The 18,586-nt window shown below is 23.9% G+C and carries 17 protein-coding genes and 8 tRNA genes; 5 read left to right on the top strand and 20 right to left on the bottom strand.

Translation table 4 applies throughout. The features are described from left to right. Nucleotides 1-137 precede the first annotated feature (137 nt). The gene (locus ACXX84_RS00450) at nucleotides 138-452 is read left to right on the top strand and encodes a thioredoxin family protein (RefSeq protein ID WP_436358983.1); all 315 of its coding nucleotides are present in this window, start codon (nucleotides 138-140) and stop codon (nucleotides 450-452) included. Nucleotides 453-537: 85 nt separating this feature from the next. After that, nucleotides 538-612: transfer RNA gene (locus ACXX84_RS00445), tRNA-Trp, on the top strand. Nucleotides 613-617: 5 nt separating this feature from the next. Here ACXX84_RS00445 and ACXX84_RS00440 read toward each other — a convergent pair. The 18 genes from ACXX84_RS00440 to smpB all read right to left on the bottom strand — a co-directional run bounded on the left by ACXX84_RS00440 (nucleotide 618) and on the right by smpB (nucleotide 11,807). Next, on the bottom strand, nucleotides 618-2,741 hold the full coding sequence (locus tag ACXX84_RS00440; protein WP_458559642.1) for an ATP-dependent Clp protease ATP-binding subunit: 2,124 nt from the start codon (nucleotides 2,739-2,741) through the stop codon (nucleotides 618-620). A 115-nt stretch (nucleotides 2,742-2,856) separates the two neighbouring features. Then, the gene (locus ACXX84_RS00435) at nucleotides 2,857-3,519 is read right to left on the bottom strand and encodes a hypothetical protein (protein ID WP_436358987.1); all 663 of its coding nucleotides are present in this window, start codon (nucleotides 3,517-3,519) and stop codon (nucleotides 2,857-2,859) included. A gap of 114 nt (nucleotides 3,520-3,633) precedes the next feature. Continuing rightward, a complete protein-coding gene (locus ACXX84_RS00430) occupies nucleotides 3,634-4,233 on the bottom strand; it encodes a hypothetical protein (RefSeq protein ID WP_436358989.1) in 600 nt (199 codons plus the stop codon). 118 nt (nucleotides 4,234-4,351) lie between these two features. After that, nucleotides 4,352-4,483, bottom strand: a complete 132-nt coding sequence (locus ACXX84_RS00425) for a S26 family signal peptidase (RefSeq protein ID WP_436358991.1) — start codon at nucleotides 4,481-4,483, stop codon at nucleotides 4,352-4,354. 47 nt (nucleotides 4,484-4,530) lie between these two features. Continuing rightward, nucleotides 4,531-6,672 (bottom strand): ATP-binding cassette domain-containing protein, encoded by a 2,142-nt coding sequence (locus ACXX84_RS00420; protein ID WP_436358992.1) that lies wholly within the window; start codon nucleotides 6,670-6,672, stop codon nucleotides 4,531-4,533. A gap of 275 nt (nucleotides 6,673-6,947) precedes the next feature. After that, nucleotides 6,948-7,022, bottom strand: a tRNA-Gln gene (locus ACXX84_RS00415). Nucleotides 7,023-7,025: 3 nt separating this feature from the next. Continuing rightward, nucleotides 7,026-7,109 (bottom strand) — tRNA-Tyr (locus tag ACXX84_RS00410). Between the two features lie 104 nt (nucleotides 7,110-7,213). Beyond that, nucleotides 7,214-7,525, bottom strand: a complete 312-nt coding sequence (locus ACXX84_RS00405) for a hypothetical protein (RefSeq protein WP_436358993.1) — start codon at nucleotides 7,523-7,525, stop codon at nucleotides 7,214-7,216. 113 nt (nucleotides 7,526-7,638) lie between these two features. Next, entirely contained in the window at nucleotides 7,639-8,145 is a 507-nt protein-coding gene (locus ACXX84_RS00400; protein WP_436358995.1) for an adenine phosphoribosyltransferase, read from the bottom strand. Nucleotides 8,146-8,226: 81 nt separating this feature from the next. After that, nucleotides 8,227-9,060 carry an FAD synthase gene (locus ACXX84_RS00395; protein WP_436358997.1) on the bottom strand — a complete coding sequence of 278 codons (834 nt, stop codon included), beginning with the start codon at nucleotides 9,058-9,060 and terminating at the stop codon, nucleotides 8,227-8,229. Next, nucleotides 9,060-9,860 carry a YcsE-related riboflavin metabolism phosphatase gene (locus ACXX84_RS00390; RefSeq protein ID WP_436358998.1) on the bottom strand — a complete coding sequence of 267 codons (801 nt, stop codon included), beginning with the start codon at nucleotides 9,858-9,860 and terminating at the stop codon, nucleotides 9,060-9,062. The genes ACXX84_RS00395 and ACXX84_RS00390 overlap by 1 nt, the downstream gene beginning before the upstream one ends. Nucleotides 9,861-9,862: 2 nt before the next feature. After that, on the bottom strand, nucleotides 9,863-10,717 hold the full coding sequence (gene truB, locus ACXX84_RS00385) for a tRNA pseudouridine(55) synthase TruB (protein WP_458572711.1): 855 nt from the start codon (nucleotides 10,715-10,717) through the stop codon (nucleotides 9,863-9,865). A gap of 78 nt (nucleotides 10,718-10,795) precedes the next feature. Further along, nucleotides 10,796-10,880: transfer RNA gene (locus ACXX84_RS00380), tRNA-Leu, on the bottom strand. A 52-nt stretch (nucleotides 10,881-10,932) separates the two neighbouring features. Continuing rightward, nucleotides 10,933-11,008: transfer RNA gene (locus ACXX84_RS00375), tRNA-Thr, on the bottom strand. A gap of 1 nt (nucleotide 11,009) precedes the next feature. Continuing rightward, nucleotides 11,010-11,085: transfer RNA gene (locus ACXX84_RS00370), tRNA-Val, on the bottom strand. A 6-nt stretch (nucleotides 11,086-11,091) separates the two neighbouring features. Next, nucleotides 11,092-11,167 (bottom strand) — tRNA-Glu (locus ACXX84_RS00365). 1 nt (nucleotide 11,168) lies between these two features. After that, a tRNA-Asn gene (locus ACXX84_RS00360) sits at nucleotides 11,169-11,243 on the bottom strand. 132 nt (nucleotides 11,244-11,375) lie between these two features. Continuing rightward, the gene (gene smpB / locus ACXX84_RS00355; RefSeq protein WP_458572710.1) at nucleotides 11,376-11,807 is read right to left on the bottom strand and encodes an SsrA-binding protein; all 432 of its coding nucleotides are present in this window, start codon (nucleotides 11,805-11,807) and stop codon (nucleotides 11,376-11,378) included. A gap of 151 nt (nucleotides 11,808-11,958) precedes the next feature. Between smpB and rpmG (ACXX84_RS00350) the strand changes: the two genes are divergently transcribed. The 3 genes from rpmG (ACXX84_RS00350) to ACXX84_RS00340 all read left to right on the top strand — a co-directional run bounded on the left by rpmG (ACXX84_RS00350) (nucleotide 11,959) and on the right by ACXX84_RS00340 (nucleotide 13,513). Beyond that, nucleotides 11,959-12,111, top strand: a complete 153-nt coding sequence (gene rpmG, locus ACXX84_RS00350; protein WP_436359001.1) for a 50S ribosomal protein L33 — start codon at nucleotides 11,959-11,961, stop codon at nucleotides 12,109-12,111. A 168-nt stretch (nucleotides 12,112-12,279) separates the two neighbouring features. Continuing rightward, a complete protein-coding gene (rpmG, locus tag ACXX84_RS00345) occupies nucleotides 12,280-12,432 on the top strand; it encodes a 50S ribosomal protein L33 (protein ID WP_436359001.1) in 153 nt (50 codons plus the stop codon). Between the two features lie 19 nt (nucleotides 12,433-12,451). Continuing rightward, entirely contained in the window at nucleotides 12,452-13,513 is a 1,062-nt protein-coding gene (locus ACXX84_RS00340) for an aminopeptidase P family protein (protein ID WP_436359003.1), read from the top strand. A gap of 45 nt (nucleotides 13,514-13,558) precedes the next feature. On the opposite strand, the gene ACXX84_RS00335 is transcribed toward ACXX84_RS00340, so the two are convergent. Together ACXX84_RS00335 and pepF are read right to left on the bottom strand one after the other, a co-directional pair. Beyond that, complete coding sequence (locus tag ACXX84_RS00335) at nucleotides 13,559-16,759, bottom strand: hypothetical protein (RefSeq protein WP_458572709.1); 3,201 nt, start codon at nucleotides 16,757-16,759, stop codon at nucleotides 13,559-13,561. Nucleotides 16,760-16,762: 3 nt separating this feature from the next. Further along, nucleotides 16,763-18,583: an oligoendopeptidase F gene (gene pepF / locus ACXX84_RS00330; RefSeq protein ID WP_458572708.1), complete on the bottom strand. Its 1,821-nt coding sequence runs from the start codon at nucleotides 18,581-18,583 to the stop codon at nucleotides 16,763-16,765. Nucleotides 18,584-18,586: the final 3 nt, after the last annotated feature.

The raw sequence follows: 18,586 nt of genomic DNA, 5'->3' as shown, positions 1-18,586 counted from the left end.
AAAAGTGACATTTTATATTGGGAATGGGGGGTGACATTTTATTTCTGTTTTAATATTTAAAACAACTTTTTTGTATTTTTTTCTTAATTTTCCTTTACAATTTATTTGAAAATATTTAAATTAATAAGGAGACAAAAATGTTTGTAAAAGATGTTACAAAAGAAACATTAGCACAAAGTATTGAAAATGGAAAAGGAGTGCAACTATTAAATTTCCATGCTACTTGATGTGGTCCATGTAAAATGTTGGCACCTGTTTTAAAAGAAGTTGCAGAAAAAATGAACATTGAAGTTTATAAAGTAGATGTAGATCAAGATAGAAACTTCGCAAGAGAAATGGGAGTTTCAGGAACTCCAACAACTTTTATTTATAAAGATGGAAAATTAGTTTCTCACATTGTTGGTTATGGTGCATATGAACAATTTTCAGAAGCACTAAAACAAATTATTTAAATTTAAAAAACTTAGTTTAAAAACTAAGTTATTTTATTTTTTATTTTCAAAAAAAGGAAAATATGCTACAATATATTTTGTTAGTAGAGGTGTAGTTCAATGGTAGAACAACGGGCTTCAACCCCGTGTGTTATGGGTTCGAGTCCTGTCACCTCTGCCATTTTTTTATTCCTTTTTTCAAGTAATAGAGTTTTTAGTAACACTTAAAATATTTATATTTTCTTTTGAAATATCTTTATTAATAATACTATTTGCAATTAATGTTTCTATATTTCTTTTAATAAATAATTTAATAGGGCGAGCACCAAAGTTTAACACATCTGTATTATTAACAATGTAATTTAATAATTCATTTTCATAAACAATAGAAAATCCTGTATTTTCTCTAATTCTAGTTAATAATTTATCTAATTCAAGTTTAGCAATATTTTTAAGAACATCTTTTGATAAAGGATTAAATTTAATAATTTCATCAATTCTATTTAAGAATTCTGGCTTAAAATGCTCAAGTAATTTTTCTTTAATTGTTTCCATTGAAATTTTAGGATTATCTAGAATTTCAAGAGCTGCAATATTGCTTGTCATAATAATGATAGTATTTTTAAAATTAACCTTTCTTCCTTTAGAGTCTGTTAAAGTTCCATGGTCCAAAATTTGTAATAATATATTAATAACATCAGGATGTGCTTTTTCTATTTCATCAAATAAAATTATAGAATAAGGATTTTGTCTAATTTTTTCAGTTAGTTGTCCTCCTGTTTCATAACCAATATAACCTGGAGGAGAACCAATTAATTTAGATACAGAGTGTTTTTCCATATATTCAGACATATCTAATCTAATCATTTGTTTTTCTGAGTTAAATAAAAGAAGGGCTAAAGCTCTTGCAAGTTCTGTTTTTCCAACTCCAGTTGAACCTACGAAAATAAAGGAACCTATTGGTTTATCTGGATCATTTATATTTGCTTTTGATCTTAAAATAGCTGCATTAACTAATTCAATTGCTTCGTCTTGTCCTTTGATTATATTTTTTAAATCAGTTTTTAAATTTAATACTTTAACTTTATCTTCTTCAATTAATTTAGCAACAGGAATTTTAGTTCATTTTGAAACAATTTTTGCAACATCTTCAGCTGTTACTTCGTCTTTTATAAAGGAATTAGTGCTATTTTCTATTTTTGTTTCTATTTCTTTAATTTGATTTTCCACTGCTGGAATTTTATTATAGATAATTTCAGATGCTTCTTTAAATTTCCCTTCATTTTGAAAAATTTTAAAATTATTTTTTAAATCATCAAGATAATTTTTTAATTCAGCAATTTTAGAAGTTTGGTTTTTTTCTTCATTAAAGATTTTTTCTTTTGATTTTATTTCTAATTCTAAATCTTTTATTTTTTCGTCTAATTCCTGTATTTTTTCTTTGTTTTCGTCATTTTTTGAACCTTTTAAAGAAATTTTTTCCATATTCAATTTTGCAAATTCTTGTTTTAATTTTTCAATTATTTCAGGTTGATAATTAGTTTCTACTTTTAAAGTAGCACTAGCTTCATCTACTAAGTCAATTGCTTTATCTGGTAGAAATCTATCACTAATATATCTTGAAGAAAGATTTGCAGCAGCTACTAATGACTCATCGGAAATTTTAATTTGATGGAAATTTTCCATTCTATTTTTAATTCCTCTTAAAATTGTTATAGTGCTTTCAATTGAAGGTTCACTTACATCTATTTTTTGCATTCTTCTTTCAAGTGCTGCATCCTTTTCGATATAAATTTTATATTCTTCAAGAGTGGTTGCACCAATTAATTTTATTCCACCTCTTGCCATAATTGGTTTAATAATGTTAGCAGCATCCATAGCGTTATTACCATTTCTTCCTGTTCCAATTAAAAGATGAATTTCATCTATAAAAACAATAATTTCACCGTTAGAATCTTCAATTTCTTTAATTAGTTTTTTTAATCTATCTTCAAATTGACCTTGGTAAGAAGCACCAGCAATTATAGAAGCTAAATCTATTTCTCATACTTCCTTATTTTTTAAACTTTCAGGTACATTACCTTCAACAATTTGTCTTGCCAAACCTTCAACAATAGCTGTTTTCCCTACTCCTGGTTCTCCAACAAGAACGGGATTATTTTTTGTTTTTCTTGAAAGAATTGTTATTATTCTTCTGATTTCTTCATCTCTTCCAATTACTGGATCTAATTTATTTTTTAGTGCCAAATCAGTTAAGTTTTTCCCAAATTCTTTTAAAGGGCTTTTGTTTTCTTTATATTCAAAATTCATATTATCACTCCTTTTTATTTTTTTCTAAACAAATTATAGCACATTTTTTGGCAGTCTAATAAAAAGAGTGCCAAATTTTTTGAAATAAAAAAATGAAGTTATTAATAACTTCAAATTAATGTCTTTTCTTTCTAGAAATTTCTTTAATTGATTTTATAAGTTCTTTTGCAATAATTTTACCAATTTCTTTTCCTGCGGACTTAGCAGCAGTTTTTGCTAGTGTTTTAGCAAAAGATCTAACTTCTTTGGAACGAATGAATTTATATCATTTTAATTTTAATTCTTTAGTTTTATCTGAAGTTACATTAACAAATTCATTTGCTTTTCTTTGTGCTTCTGCTTCATTATCCCCTTGTGATTTATAGAAAAAGACAAGAACTTTTTTATAAATTTCTTTTTGTTTTGAAAGTTCATTAGCTTTTATATCTTTTACTTTAGAATAATCAAAATCATTTTCATTTCCTTCAAATTCGCTATCAGAAGGTTGTTCTTCTGTTTCTTCGTTTGAACTTGTTGTTTTTGAAGGATTTGCAGGAGCAGGGTTTTCTGGATTGTTATTTACAGGGGTTGTTTGAATGTTTGAACCTGGTTCACTTGGATTTTCATTTGAAGGGGTTGTAGGAGTTGTAGGGGTTGTAGGAACAGGTTGTTCTGGGGTTGCAGGTTGTTTGGTTTCTGAATTATTATCACTTTTAGCTTGTTGGCAAGAAACAATAAATAAAGCAGAAACTGGTAAAACAGTTAGTGTACTTAATGTTAAAATTTTTGCTTTTTTCATATATTTTCCTTTTTTAAGTTTATGATAATACCATTTTACAAAAAAAAAAAAAAAAAGCAAGTTTTTGGCAAAAAAAGAAAAATCCCTTTAGAATTTTCCTTATTTTTAATATTTTTAGTGTTTCTTTCTTTTTATAACTTCTTTAAGTGAATAGAAAATCTCTTTTGCTAAAAGTTTTCCAATTTGTCTAATGGAACGTTGTTTAATTGCTGTTTTAACAAAATTTCTAACTTGTTGAGAACGAATGAATTTGTATCATAAAACTTTTAATTCTTTTGGATTTGTACTTTTATTTATAAATTCAGTTGCCTTTTTATTTGCTTCTTCTTCTGAATTTCCTTGTCATTTATAAAAAGGAACGAGAATTTTTTTAAAAATTGCTTTCTTTTTAGATACTTCGTTTTCTTTGTATGCTTTTACTTTAGAGTAATCAGAATCATTTTCATTATTGTCAAAATGTTCATCACTAATTTGATTTTCATAATCTTTGTCATCTTCATCATCTTTAGGATTAGAATCAGAAGGAGTAGTTGATTTTGGTGTTACAGGATTTGGATCAGTATTTACAGGTGCTGGTGAAGCAGGAGCAGGATTAGTTGGTTGGTTAGTTTGATTTCCTGATTCAGTTTTAGTTTGTTGGCAAGAAACAATAAATAGAGCAGAAACTGGTAAAACAGTTAGTGTACTTAAAGATAAAAATTTAATTTTTTTCATATTTTCCTTTTCTTTTTATTTTTATTAGTTTCATTTTACAAAAAAAAAAAAAAAGCAAGTTTTTGATAAAAAAATAAGAAAACAGGCATTTTTATCCTGCTTTCTTAAACTTTTAATTTTATGAAATAACTTTAGCAATAATTTGAGAATACAAAACATAACCAAAATTTTTGCTATCTATGGATGAAAGAACATTTTTACCTAAAACAAAATATTGATTTTCTTTTAGGTGAATTTCTAAATTATGCATTTGTATTTTGTTTTTATTATCAAAATAGTTTCTTTTTAGAAAATATTTTATCTTAAAAGATTAATTGCCCTTTTTTTGTATGTTAAAAATGAGATTAATAAATAAAATAAATAATAACCAACACTTATTATTAATCAAACAAGTAAACTAATACTTAAAAAATATGAATAGTTTATCTCTAAAAGTTTAAATCCAGGACTTATATTTATAACAAGATAAAATGAAGCAAAAAATGAAGGAATTAAAAATATTAAAACCGATAAACTTAAAATAAGATAAGAAAAGGAATGGTATAAAAATATATTTAAAACTTTTGTTTTTAAAAGTTTTAGAATTCCAATTACTCTATTTTTAGAATCTGTTAAAAATTTAGAAAAAAGAATAATTGTAATAAAACTAATTGCAGAAACAACAATAACTAAAAGTAATAATAAGTAGGCAATGAAATTATTACCAACTGCTAATTGTTTATAAACTTGGGAATTATTTGTTGTTAATTTTAAATAAGGATTAATTTCTTTTAATTCTTCTTTTAAAAGATTAGTATCGTAGTTGGGTTTTGTAAAAATTGTAAAAGTTGGTTGATATTCTGATGCAAAATATTTAAAGTTACTATCTGTTGTTTTGAGTTCAGGATTAGTGCTTTCAAAAAAACCAACAACTTTAACTAAAAAATCATTATATCCTGTATTTAATTCTAAAAACGAATTAAGTTGCACGTCATATTTTTCTTTAATTTCTTTACTTAAATTAATTTCTTCATATGATTTAGCTTTTTGACCTTCAATTATTTGGTCAGTATCATTTATAACAGAATAGGACTTGATATTTATTTCATTTTCATTAGCAACATTATATTTAGTTATTTGATTAGTTTTTCTTAGTGAAAAACCTTTAAAAAAATAATTTTCATTTGTTTTAATAAAGGAAGAAAGGGTTTTTGAAGAAAAGAAATTTAAGTTTTTGTTTTCAAAATTTAAAGAATTATTAATTGCACTAATAGTTAATTCCTTTTGTAAATTGCCAAAATTTACGTTAACCTTATCATTGATTTTTAAATTATATTTTTTTGCAATTTCTTCTGAAATTATAAATTCATTTTCATTTTCTGGAAAATTTCCTTCTATATTTAAATACTTCAACCTATCTTTAAAAAAGTTGTCATTTTCAATAGTTTGAAATTTTAATATTTCTTTTTCGTTGTTAATTACAAGTTTTACTACATAATTATCATATGTATCTAAACTATAATTAATTGATTCTAGTTGCTTTATTTTTTCTTTTTCTCCAGGATTAAGTTCATAAGATTGATTAATTTGTTTTGTTATAAACGCTTTATCAAAATCTGAAAATCTTGTATTTTCATTTTTAAGAGCTAAATTATTGCTTGAAAATAGCATAAAAATAGGGACTATTAAAATCGCTATTAACATAATAATAAAAGAAATAAAGAAAGAGTATTTCTTTTTAGTTATGTCAATTAAACTTAAATAAGGAGCAGGTAATAATTTATAGAATTTATTTCTTTTTTTACTTATTTTGTGATTAAAAATTTCTTCTTTTGGAGTAGGTGTTTTCTCTTCATTCTTTTTAAATTCCTTTGCATTTAAGTCATAATAGCTATCAGCATATTTTTTAACTAGATCAATATCGTGAGAAACAACAATAACAAGTTTATTTTGTGATATTTTATTAAATATATCAAAAATTTTATGGGAATTTTCTTCATCTAAGTTGCTTGTTGGTTCATCTGCAAGCAAAATATCAAAATCTCTTACTAGAGACCGAAGAATAGTTACTCTTTGTCTTTCTCCTTCAGATAATAGTTTAACCTTTTTCTTTAAAAGTGTTTCATCTAACTCTAAATCTTTTGCTAGCTCAATAATTTCTTTTTCATCAATAGTTTCAGAATTAACATTTAAAGAAATTTTTATATTTTGAAAAGCGTTTAAATCTTCAATTAAGTTAAAATCTTGAAAAACAAATTCAATTTTTGGGTTTTCTTTCTCAAAGGTAATAGTTCCAAAATCAGGATTGATTAAGTTACTAATTATGTTTAAAAAAGTACTTTTACCACTTCCTGATTTACCTAAAATACAGAAAATTTGTTTATTTTCTATATTTAGTTCCTTTATATCTAAAACTCTTTTGTTTTTAAAAGACTTTTTTAAATTTGAAATTTTAATCATTTTCTCCTCCTAATAAAAATAATAAAATAAAAGATCTTTTTTCAAGACCTTTTTCTATTTATAAATATTATTATAAGGTTTAAAAAAATCTTGATTTATAGACAAAAATAGTGTTAAAAATTTTAACAATAATTTTTTTATTTTTAATAATGTATTTAAAATTGTTATTCATTATTTTTATCTCTTTCTTTTATTTTATTAGTTTAATTGTAGCATATTTTTAAATTTGATTAAAAAAAGAAGCAAAGTATTTTGCTTCTTAGGTCATTTTTGATTGGCTGCCCCAGTTAGATTCGAACTAACGCATCGCGGCACCAAAAACCGCTGCCTTACCGCTTGGCCATGGGGCATTATGGTGGGGGGGGAGGGATTCGAACCCCCGAATCGTTAGAAAGTGGGTTACAGCCACCCGCGTTTGGCCGCTTCGCTACCCCCCCATAAAACAATATTATTATACACTATTTTTACAAAATAGGAAGAAATTATTATTGTTTTTTGTTTATTTAAAATATTTTGCTTTGAAAATTATATAAATTGATAATTAATTTAAGCCAACAACTATATAATTATCTGCTCAGATTTCAGGGAATGTTCCTTTTTTCATAATAATTGTGAAAAAATCTATAATAAAACTAAGTAAAAGACATGTTCACAATAATTTAAATAAGAATAATCTTAACATTCTTCCAGAACCATAACTATAAGTTATCCCTGTTACTTTCATACCGAAAGTAGGTTTTCCAGAACAGAATTGAATAATTTGTATTACAAACATTACTCCAACTGTAATAACTGCTAAAAAAGTATCAATTCAACTAGCAAAAAATCTTCTTCAATATCCAGCAATCTTCATTTTTATCCTTTCCAATTAAAATAATATAAAATTGTATCATTTTTTTTAATATTTCAAATTAATAATTAAGACATTTTATTATAAAAAAACCAGAATTTGCTGGTTAAAGTATCTTAAATTTTTATTAATGATTCTACTTCATAAGGTTTTAGCATATCACGACCTTTTAGTTCTTCTAATTCCATAAGAAGAACAATTTTTTCAACAGTAGCTCCTTGTGATTCAACTAAATTAATAATAGCTCTTGTTGTTCCACCGGTTGCAAGAACATCATCTATAATTATAGCTTTTTGCCCTGGTTTAATCATTCCTTTTTGCACTTCTAAAGCATTTGAACCATATTCTAAATCATAATTCATAGATACTACTTCACCTGGTAATTTATTTGGTTTTCTAACCATAATAAAAGGTTTTTTTAGCATAGCAGCAACTGGAGTTCCAAAAAGAAAACCTCTAGCATCAGGTCCAATTATTATATCTGCATCTTTGCTTAATTCACTCATTTTATCTATCACATATCTTAAAACTTCCCCATTAGCAAGTAATGGAGAAATGTCTTTAAATAAGATTCCTTTTTTTGGAAAATCTTGAACATCTCTTATATATTTAATTAAATCCATAACTTTAAAATTATATTACATATTTTTTATTTTATTAAGAGAAATAAAAAAATGCTTTTATTTTAATAAAAAAACTAATTTTTAATAACTAAAAAGCTTTTTAATTTCTTCTTTTTCTTTAGTTGTTAATTGATTTTCTATTTCTGTTGTGATTATTCTTTTTTGTTTTACAAATTCAATAAAAACAATTTCTATTGATTCAATTTCTACTTTTAAACCCTCAAAGAAAAAGATTTTATCTTTTTTTAAAACAAAATCCCTTCAAAGAATAACTGGATATTTTTTTTCATTTCATATTAAATAACAAAGGTAAATTCCAGCTGGAAAAATAGTTTGATTTTTAAGGAAGAAAACTTCATTTTTAAAATTTATTTTAGCTTTTATGAAAAAATTTTCTACTAAATTTTTATTAATTGCTTCAAAATTTCCACTAACTAGCAATTCTTTTAAAAAAGAAGTAGATATTTTTCTTTCATTTTCTTTATAAAGTTCTACTATTTCAGTATCTGCAAAATAATCTTTTATTTTTTGTGCATTTAATAAACCATTTTTTCCTAATTTAAAGTCTGAACCTATTATAAATTTAGTTGCTCCTTTTTTAATTAAAAGATTAATAAAATCATAACCGTCAGTATTTTTGATGTTTTCATCAAATTTTAAAAGTAAAATGTAGTTAATTTTTAAATTGGCAATAACTTGAATTCTGGAAAATAAATCTGAAAAAAACTTTTGATTATTTTTAGGTAAAATTTCAGGATTTTCAAAAAGTAAAATTGTTATTTTTTTATTAAATTCTTTTGCTTTTTCTAATAGTTTTAAATGCCCTTTATGAAAAGATTCAAAAGATCCTAAAATAAAGCAAGAATCTTGCAATTCTTGGTTATTGTCATCATTGAAAAGTATAACTTTTGTCATTAATAAATAATTCCTAATTCTTTTAGTTTTAAATATGTTCCTTTTTCTTCAGAAGAAAGTGCTGTATCTTTAGCAACTTTTATAACAAAATCCGGAGCACCATCCATAGCAATTCCATAACCAACTTCTTTTATCATTTCATAGTCATTTGAACCATCACCAAAAGCAATCATTTCTTGAAGTGAAATGTTTATAATTTTTCCTAATTCTTTTAGTCCTTTAGCTTTATTACTGTTTAATGTACTAATAAAAAAACCTTTTGATCATGTGGAATTTATTTCAAGATTTAAATCATTTTTCTTTAAAAAATCGGCTGTTTTAGAAATTAAATTAGGATCAGAACTTTTTACAGTTATGATATGCAAGTTATTTTGATCAAACTCTAAATCAGTTAATTTTTTAAATTTTGCGGTGTGATCTTTTAAAAATCAATTATTAAAATCATGACCTTCTGAAAAATAACCGTATTTATCTGTCATTACACTATAATCACAATTTTCCTTATCTAAAAAATTACTTAATGTAATAAAATCATTGTAATTTATTTTATCTTCATAAATAATTTTTTTCTTTTTGCAATCAAAAATAAATGCTCCATTAGCTCCTAAAAAGTAATCTACTTCTACTTCATCAAGAAGATTACCGATTGTAATCATTTCTCTACCTGTACAAAAAATAACCACTATTCCTTGTTTTTTTAAATCAACAAACATTTTTTTGATTTCTGGAAAAAAATCTTTTTGTGTGTATGGTAAAAGTGTTCCATCTATATCAAAAGAAATTAATTTATATTTTTTCATTTTTACTCCATTTTTAAAACTTTATTTATTATATTTCCAAAAAGTTTATTAGAAAACATTTTTTGTTTATAAATTCTACCAAATCCAACAATTTTATTATTAAAAATTAATACAATTTCTTGTTTATCATCTTCTTCTATTTCAAAATTAAGTCCTTTTACTAAAGTTTTAAGTTGCATATCATTTAAAACAAATTTAGGCAAATTATTATCGATTATACTCAAAGGATCTATTTGTTCCAAATGAAGATCATCTAAAGTTAAATTACTTAACTTTGTTCTTTCTAAAGAGGTCATAATGGCAGAAGTATTTAATTTATTAGCTATATCTCTTATTAAACTTCTTATATAAGTTCCTCTAGAAACTGTTGTTTCAAAAGTTAATTCTTGTTTTTCATAATTGAACTCTATGATTTTAATTTTTTCAATGCAAACTTTTGATTTGGATAAAACTACATTTTTATTTTCTCTTGCTAAATCATAAGCTCTTTTTCCATTGATTTTTTTAGCAGAAAAAATAGGTGGAGTTTGCATATAGCAACCAATAAAAGAATTTATTTTTTCTTTAATTTCTGCTAATTCTATTTTTTTTGTATAACTGATTTCAGTAATTTTTCCTTCTATATCTAAGGTATTTGAATCTAAGTGAAATTTCATTGTGGTTATATAAGTTTTTGTGCTTTTGTCTAAATAATTAATTAATTTTGTATCTTCATCTGTTGCAACTAACAACAAACCAGTAGCCATTGGATCTAAAGTACCTGTATGACCGATTTTTTTAATATTATTTTCTTTTGCAAATTTTTTTATTTTTTGAAATGAACTTATATTTTTTTCTTTGTATAAAAGTTTAATCATATAATAAATATTACTTTAAAAAAACAAAATAAAAAGCAAAATTTAATAATTTTGCTTTAATGATAATTAAAAATTATATGGTGCGCAAGAAGGGACTTGAACCCTTACGCCGTAAAGCACTAGAGCCTAAATCTAGCGTGTCTGCCAATTTCACCACTCGCGCATTTTAAGGTCATGTTAAAAGGAATCGAACCTTTTTTAAACCAATAACATGATGGTGCCGTCTATAGGAATCGAACCTACGACCTACTGATTACAAGTCAGTTGCTCTGCCTGCTGAGCTAAGACGGCATGGTGGAAGATGAGGGGCTCGAACCCACGACCTCCGCCTTGTAAGGGCGATGCTCTCCCAACTGAGCTAATCTTCCTAAAAATGGTGACCCATACGGGACTCGAACCCGTGAATGCATGGATGAAAACCATGTGTGTTGACCGCTTCACCAATGGGCCATGGCGCCGATTGCGGGGATCGAACCTGCGACCAACTGGTTAACAGCCAGCTGCTCTACCGCTGAGCTAAATCGGCATTTAGCATTGCAAATAATAATGCTTTATTATTATACTACTTTTTTCAAAAAAACAAAATAATTTTTTATTTTTTTTCTTCTTATTAAAAAAGCAATTTTATTTTATCATAATTTTGAAATTTATGCATTTTTTAATAAATAATTTTTTTAATTGTTCTTTCTAATTCTTTTTCTTTTTCAGAAATCCTTTTATCTATTTTATTTTTACCTTTAACTAAAGCTAATTCAACTTTAACTTTATTTTTATCATTTCAATAAAACATTAAAGGAACAAGAGTAAATCCTTGTTGTTTTTGTTTTAGTTCAATTCTCTTTAATTGATTTTTATGTAAAAGCAATTTTCTTTCTCTCTCTTCATCTCCTTTTACGGTCATATATAAGGAAATATGTAAGTTAGTTAAATATAATTCACCTTTTTTAAAAGTAGCATAACAATTTTTTAAGTTAAAATTGTTAGCTCTTATGGATTTAATTTCTCAACCAAGCAAAGAAATTCCACATTCATATTTTTCATAAATTTCATAGTTGAAATTTGCTATTTTATTTTTTTGAATTATTTTCATAACTTTTCCTTTCTTATATAATATTATTATAGATTAAAAATGATTTTAAATATAAATTTACAAAAATAAAAAGATTAAAAAATAAAAAAATGTGAATTTTTTGATAAAATTTTTTTATCTTTTATTTATAAAAATACAATAAGGAGGAAAAATGCCAAGAGAAGGTGTTACTTTAAGATGCAATGAATGTAAAATGGAAAATTACATAACAACAAAAAACAAAAAAACACAGACAGAAAAATTAGAAATGTCTAAACACTGTCATAAATGCAACAAACATACATCACATAAAGAAAAAAAATAATTTCCTTGTGTTTCCTTTATGAAAGAATAAATACTATATTTAAATTTTAGTTTCTACTCTGCTTTATTATAAATGCAGAGTTTTTTATTAAAATCTAATTTTAAAAATATTTTCTTCTTTTTGTTAAAATTAAATTAATTAAATTATTATTTTATATCAGGAGGAAAAATGCCAAGAGAAGGTGTTACTTTAAGATGCAATGAATGTAAAATGGAAAATTACATAACAACAAAAAACAAAAAAACACAGACAGAAAAATTAGAAATGTCTAAGCACTGTCATAAATGCAACAAACATACATCACATAAAGAAAAAAAATAAGAAAAGAGATAAGTTAAAAATGAATAGAAAATATTTAGATATAACATTAACAGAGAAAAAATTAGATGCAATAATTTCATTTGCTCCACAAACAAGACTTTGATTATCAACAATTCAATCAACAGATGGAATTACTGTGATGGAAAAAAATAAATCATATGTTTTTGTTGATGGACGTTACTATGAATATGCAAAAAAACAAGTAAAAAATGCTGAATTAGTTTTATTTAACAAAGAAAATTGAGATAATTTTTCTAAAAGCAAAGAATACAAAAGAATTGGAGTTGAAGCTGATTATATAACTCTTGTTGAGTTAAATAGAATAAAAAAATCATTTCCAAACAGTGAAATAGTTGAAATTTCAGGTCAAAAACTTAGAATACTAAAAGATGAAGAAGAAGTAAAATTAATTAAAAAAGCTATTGATATTTCACTAGAGGCTTATGATGAATTACTAAAAGAAATTAAAGAAGGACAAAGCGAACAAGAACTTGATAGAAAATTAAACTTTTTAATGAAAGAAAAAGGTGCACAAAAAGAATGTTTTGATTCTATCATTGCTGCGGGAGCTAATTCTGCAGTTCCACATCACCACCCAACTTCTGCAGTAGTTAAGTCAGGAGACTTATTAAAAATTGATTTTGGTGCTATTTATAAAGGTTATGGAGCAGATATAACAAGAACATTTATTTTTAATCCTAATAACTCAAAAGTAGATCCTAAAAAAGAAGAAATTTTACAAATTGTTAAAGAAGCTGCACAACTTGGAAGACAATTTGTAAAACCAGGTATAAAAGCTTCTGAAGTTGATAAAGTATGTAGAGATTATATTGAATCCAAAGGATATGGTGAATATTTTGTTCACTCTACAGGGCATGGTCTTGGAATTGATGTTCATGAATTACCAAATGTTTCATCATTAAGTGATTTTGTATTAGAAGAAGGAATGGTTATTACAGTTGAACCTGGTATTTATATAGAAGGTTTTGGTGGAGCAAGAATTGAAGATGATTTACTTGTTACAAAAGAAGGATCAATAACTTTATCTAGAAAAAATGAAATAAATGGTATTGGAAAATAATCTTATTAAAACGAATATAAAGAAAAAATGCGGAAATCCGCATTTTTATATTTCAATCATTTCAAATTTTGATGGTTCTAATTCTATTGATTTTAATAATTTATTTTTAAAGGAATTAGGGTTGCTAGAAGTTTCAAAACCGAAATAGTCAAATTCCAAGGAAGAAAGAAAACCGAAACCATAACCATCATCTCCTGTATTTTGCATAAAGATAGCAACCATTTCTCCACTTTCATCATAAACTATACTTCCTGATGCTCCAGAAATTAAATCATATTTATCGTTATTATTGTTGTTATCATATTGAATAAAAGTTTTAAAATAACCATATTTTGCAAATTCTTGTGCTTGATCATTTATAGTTACTTTTTCTATTCTATTAATAATATGTTCTCTATATCTTCTACCAGAAAAGTTTAGATGAGGATCTTGTGGGAAACTGCTAACAAAGAATTTTACATAATTATTTTGGGAAATATAATTAGTTTTTTTGCTTAATTTAAGTGGTTTTAATTTTTGTCATTCATTTAAGTAATTGATAATTTTGGTATTTTTTTCTAATTTTGCTTGTTTTAAAATTGGTTCAATATCAATTATAGATATTGATATATCAGCATTATTTCTATTTGAATTTTGTTCTTTTGTTTCATCTCTTTTGGTTTGATTTATTGCTTGTCAAAAATTAAAATTGAATCATTTTTTTTCTACATTTATTGAAATTTCACTATTAGCACTATTTACCTTGGAATCGTTGAAATCTGGAATTAAAAATTTTTTTAAAACTCTAGAATCATATCATCTTGTTTCTAAAATGTCACTAACGTGTCTATTTGTTATGAAAAAATATCTATAATCATTTGGATCGTTGGGTTTAACTTTTGCAAGCATAGTTGAAGTTCCACCACCAACAACAAAAACTCTTTTTCTAATTTCTTGAAAATTTGTGTCGGTTTCTTGTTCTAAAATTCTTTTACCATTACTAAATTTAAGTGGATTATTAATTTTGTTTGAATAATATTGTCCATTAGAACTTAATTTAGCATGTAAATCTGATTGATAAGTTTCAGGAACAAGTGAGAAATTTTCATCTTCTTCATCTTTTGTTAAATATGAAACATCAACTAAAGTATTATATTTAGAAATAAAAATATTGTTTTCAATTTTAGTTTCATCTTGAGTGAAACTAAAATCAGGAATATAATCACTATATTCATCGTTTGGTTTAATTTTTATAATTAAATTAGAATCATTATCGATATTATAATTAAATTTTACAAAAGGTTCTTCAAAAAACTCAGTTACTCATTCGTTATTTAAAACATTTTTATTATTTAATAATTCTTCTAAATTTATTAGTATTCTTTGAGAAATTTTTGTTTCAAAAGAATCATCTTTTTTTCTAAAATCAAAGGTAATTCCTATTTTTTTATCAGTAAATGGTTTATTTAAAAAGTTTTTTAAATTAAGTTTTAATGTTGCTTCTTTTTTGTTTCCTGATAATTTAATTTCTTGATATTGAATAAAAATAGGCATAAGTTTATTAACGTATTTATAAATATTATTTTCTTCTTTGAATCTTGCTTGTAAATCTGGTATTTTAGATAAAAGTTTTTCAGCAGGAATAGGATTATTAAAATCACTAAAGTTTGTTCATTTTGGAAACTCATCACTAAATTTAAAAGTCCCTTGAATATATTTTAATATTTTTGTCATTTCAATATTAAAATAATTTTTTACTAGATTTAAATTATTATCAGTTTTTTCTAGAAGGACACTATTTGGGAAAATATTTTTATCAAAAATAATTTTAGGGTTATTGATATTACCACTTTGAGTTAAAGTTTTATTTTCTAAAATATCAGGTTTTGGGAAGGAAAATAATTTATCTTTAATTAAAATTGATAAAGGTGGGAATGAAATTTCTTTTGATTCATAAAGAATTTTTATTAAGTTGTATTCAACACCTTTTTTTATTTGATTTTTTATATTAAAAAATACAAAAGAGTTGTCACTTGAAATTTCTTCATTAGTTAATTCTATAAGATTATTTTCTTCACTTGTTGGTGATAAAAACACGGAAAATACAGCATTATTAGGAATATAAAATTGGTTTTTATCATAACTAAGTTTTATTGAATAAAGATTTTTTGATTCATCAAATATTAATTCTGAACTTGAAAAGTTTTTTATTGTAGTTTTTGCAGTAGTTACTTCTTTTACAAGTTTTTCTATAGTTAAATTTTTATTATTTAAAGAAAAAGAATCAATATAGTATTGAGTATTGCTTTTTAATTCATTTACATTTATTTCAATAAAAGGAGAATTAACTTCGTAATTACTTACTATTATCTCTTTTTCTTCTTCATCAGAATTTTTAGATTTTAATACTAATTTAAAAGTTTTTAGATTTTCATTAGATAAATTAAATTCTGAAAAATGGAATATTACTAAAAAACTGTTTTCTGTAATGTTTTTAAAATTTATAAAATCTATAACAAAATTATCTTCTTTATTTTCTATTTCATTGCTAATTTTTTTAGTTGTAAATTTAGTATTTAAAATTTCATTTGATATTATTATTTTGTTTTTTAAATCTTTAAAATTTATTTTTGAAACTTTTAATGTTTTTGAACTTGAAGATAAGATTTTATTTAAATTTATATTTAAAATATTGTTTTGTAAAATATCTTCAAATAAATATGTATTTTGTTCTTCATCAATTAATTCAACAATAGTAATTGGGTTAGATTCTTCTAGATATTCAGTATTGTTAAGAATAAAATTGATATTAGAAACTTCTTCTCTTTGATTTAAAACTGAAGAATTATTAATTTCAATATTTGCTATTTCTAGTTGAAATTTAGTACTAAAATTATTAAAATTTACTTCTTGATTATTTATTATTATTTTATAAATAAAGTATTCATAATTGGCTGTCAAGTTATTTATTTCAAATACTAATAAATTCTTTTCTAAAGGAATTTCCTTTATAAAAGAATTATTAACTAATATTTCTTGATTATCAGAATTTTTATAATATATTTGTATATTTTCTTTTGTTGTACTAATATTGGAATTTAATTTTAATTCTATTTCTACTGAAGAATTTTTTGAATTTTTATATTTTATATCATCTATAATATAAAAATTTTTGTCTTCATTTTTATTTATTTCTTTATTTTGACAAGAAATTAAAGTTGTTAAAAATAAAGGGGTGCTTGTTAAAATTCAGATTTTCTTTTTCATAAATTATTTAAAAATTTTCTTACCTAATGTTTTATATAATTTAATTTTATTATTTAGTAAGTCAAAAGCTTTTTGTAAAGTGTTATTATCGAGTAAATCAATATTAGAATCTTTTAAAATGTTTAAAGGTCAATCTTTGGAACCAGAACTTAAAAATTTATTAATGTAATTTTCTAATTCTTGAACACCATTTTCTTTATATTTTTGGAAGAAAATATTTGCTACTATATAACCAATAGCATATTTATAAACATAGAAATTATAATAAAAATGAGGTACAATTACTGAATAAATATTGCTTTTATTTCCTACTTTTTCTTTATTTTTGATATTTGTATATTTGTTTAAAACATCAACATAAATTTTTTCAAAACTTTCAAAAGTTTTCATAGGAACAGAATTATCAATATTTTTATAAAGTTCATATTCATAATTAGCTCATTGACATTGTCTTACTACTGTTGAAAGAAAATCTTGAATAGATTTTTCAAGCAAATGAAATTTTAATTTTTCATTTTTTGCATTAGTAAACATATAATCAAAAAGCATTAGTTCGTTGAAAATTGATGCAATTTCAGCAAGAAAAATAGGATAGTCTGCGTGTTCATAAGGCTGATTTTGATCTGAATATCAAGAGTGCATTGAATGACCCATTTCATGTGCTAAAGTAGCAACTGAATTTAATGTTCCATTAAAATTCATAAGGATATATTTTTTTTCAAGTGAATAATGACTTCCGATTGAATATGCTCCACTTCTTTTGTTAGGAACTGTTAAATAATCAACTCATCTTTGATTTATTGCTTCTTTCACTTTATTTAAATAAGTTTCTCCCAACGGTTTAACTGCTTCAAAAAGTAAAGATTGTGCATCTTCTACTGAGTATTTTTCTTTAATATTTACAAGTGGAAGCATTGAATCTCATGGTTTATAATCTTTATTATATTTTTGTTTAAAAAATTGTTTTTTAGTTTTGTAAAAAAGATCATATAAATTTGAGTTTGATTGAACAATAGAAAATAGTTTATTTAAAAGTTCTAAAGGAACTTTGTCATTGGATATTTCTTTTTCAACCAAAGAATTATAGTTTCTATTTAGAGCATCTGTAGATTTATTTCTTATATGTTGTTCAAGTAAGGAACTAAAAGTTTGCTTATGATTTAAAAAACCATTTAAATAGTTAGTATATGCTTGCTTTCTTATATTTTCATCTTTTCTTTTTAAATATGAAAAGTAAGTAGATTGATTTAAGGTAAACTTTTTATTTTTACTTATAATTTCATCGAATTTAGTTTCAGAATCTCTTAAAATTGCAAAAGTTTGGTATAAAGAAACCTCTCCTTTTGATGTTTGTGTTATATAATTTTCCACTTCGTCTACATACTTATGTTCTTTTTTAGATAAAATCTCTTCAACATCTTTATTATATAATTGAAATCTTGGATCTGATTTTCATTCATTTATTTTGTGTGAATTTTTAAAATACTCATTTTCTTCAGAACCAAGTTCTTTAATAAAATCTGAGTATTTATTTAACAGCAAACCAAAATGAGTTGAAACCACTGGTTCAACTAAATTAGTATTTTTTTTGTTAGATAAATAGTTATAAATTTGTGAAAAATATAAATCAAATTCTTTTTGTTTTTCTTTATATTCAATAAATTTATCTATATTTTCAAATTTAGTTTTACTTGTTTTTATTACTGGAATAGAATATTTTTCAAAATCATTTAATCATTCTTGAATTGATTTATTTTTTAAAATAAATTCTAAATCAAATTTATATTTTTCTGGTATTTCATTATAATTTTTATAATTTTTCATTTT

The organism is Mycoplasma sp. AC157 (assembly GCF_054343415.1).
This window is presented reverse-complemented; position numbering and strand designations above follow the sequence as displayed.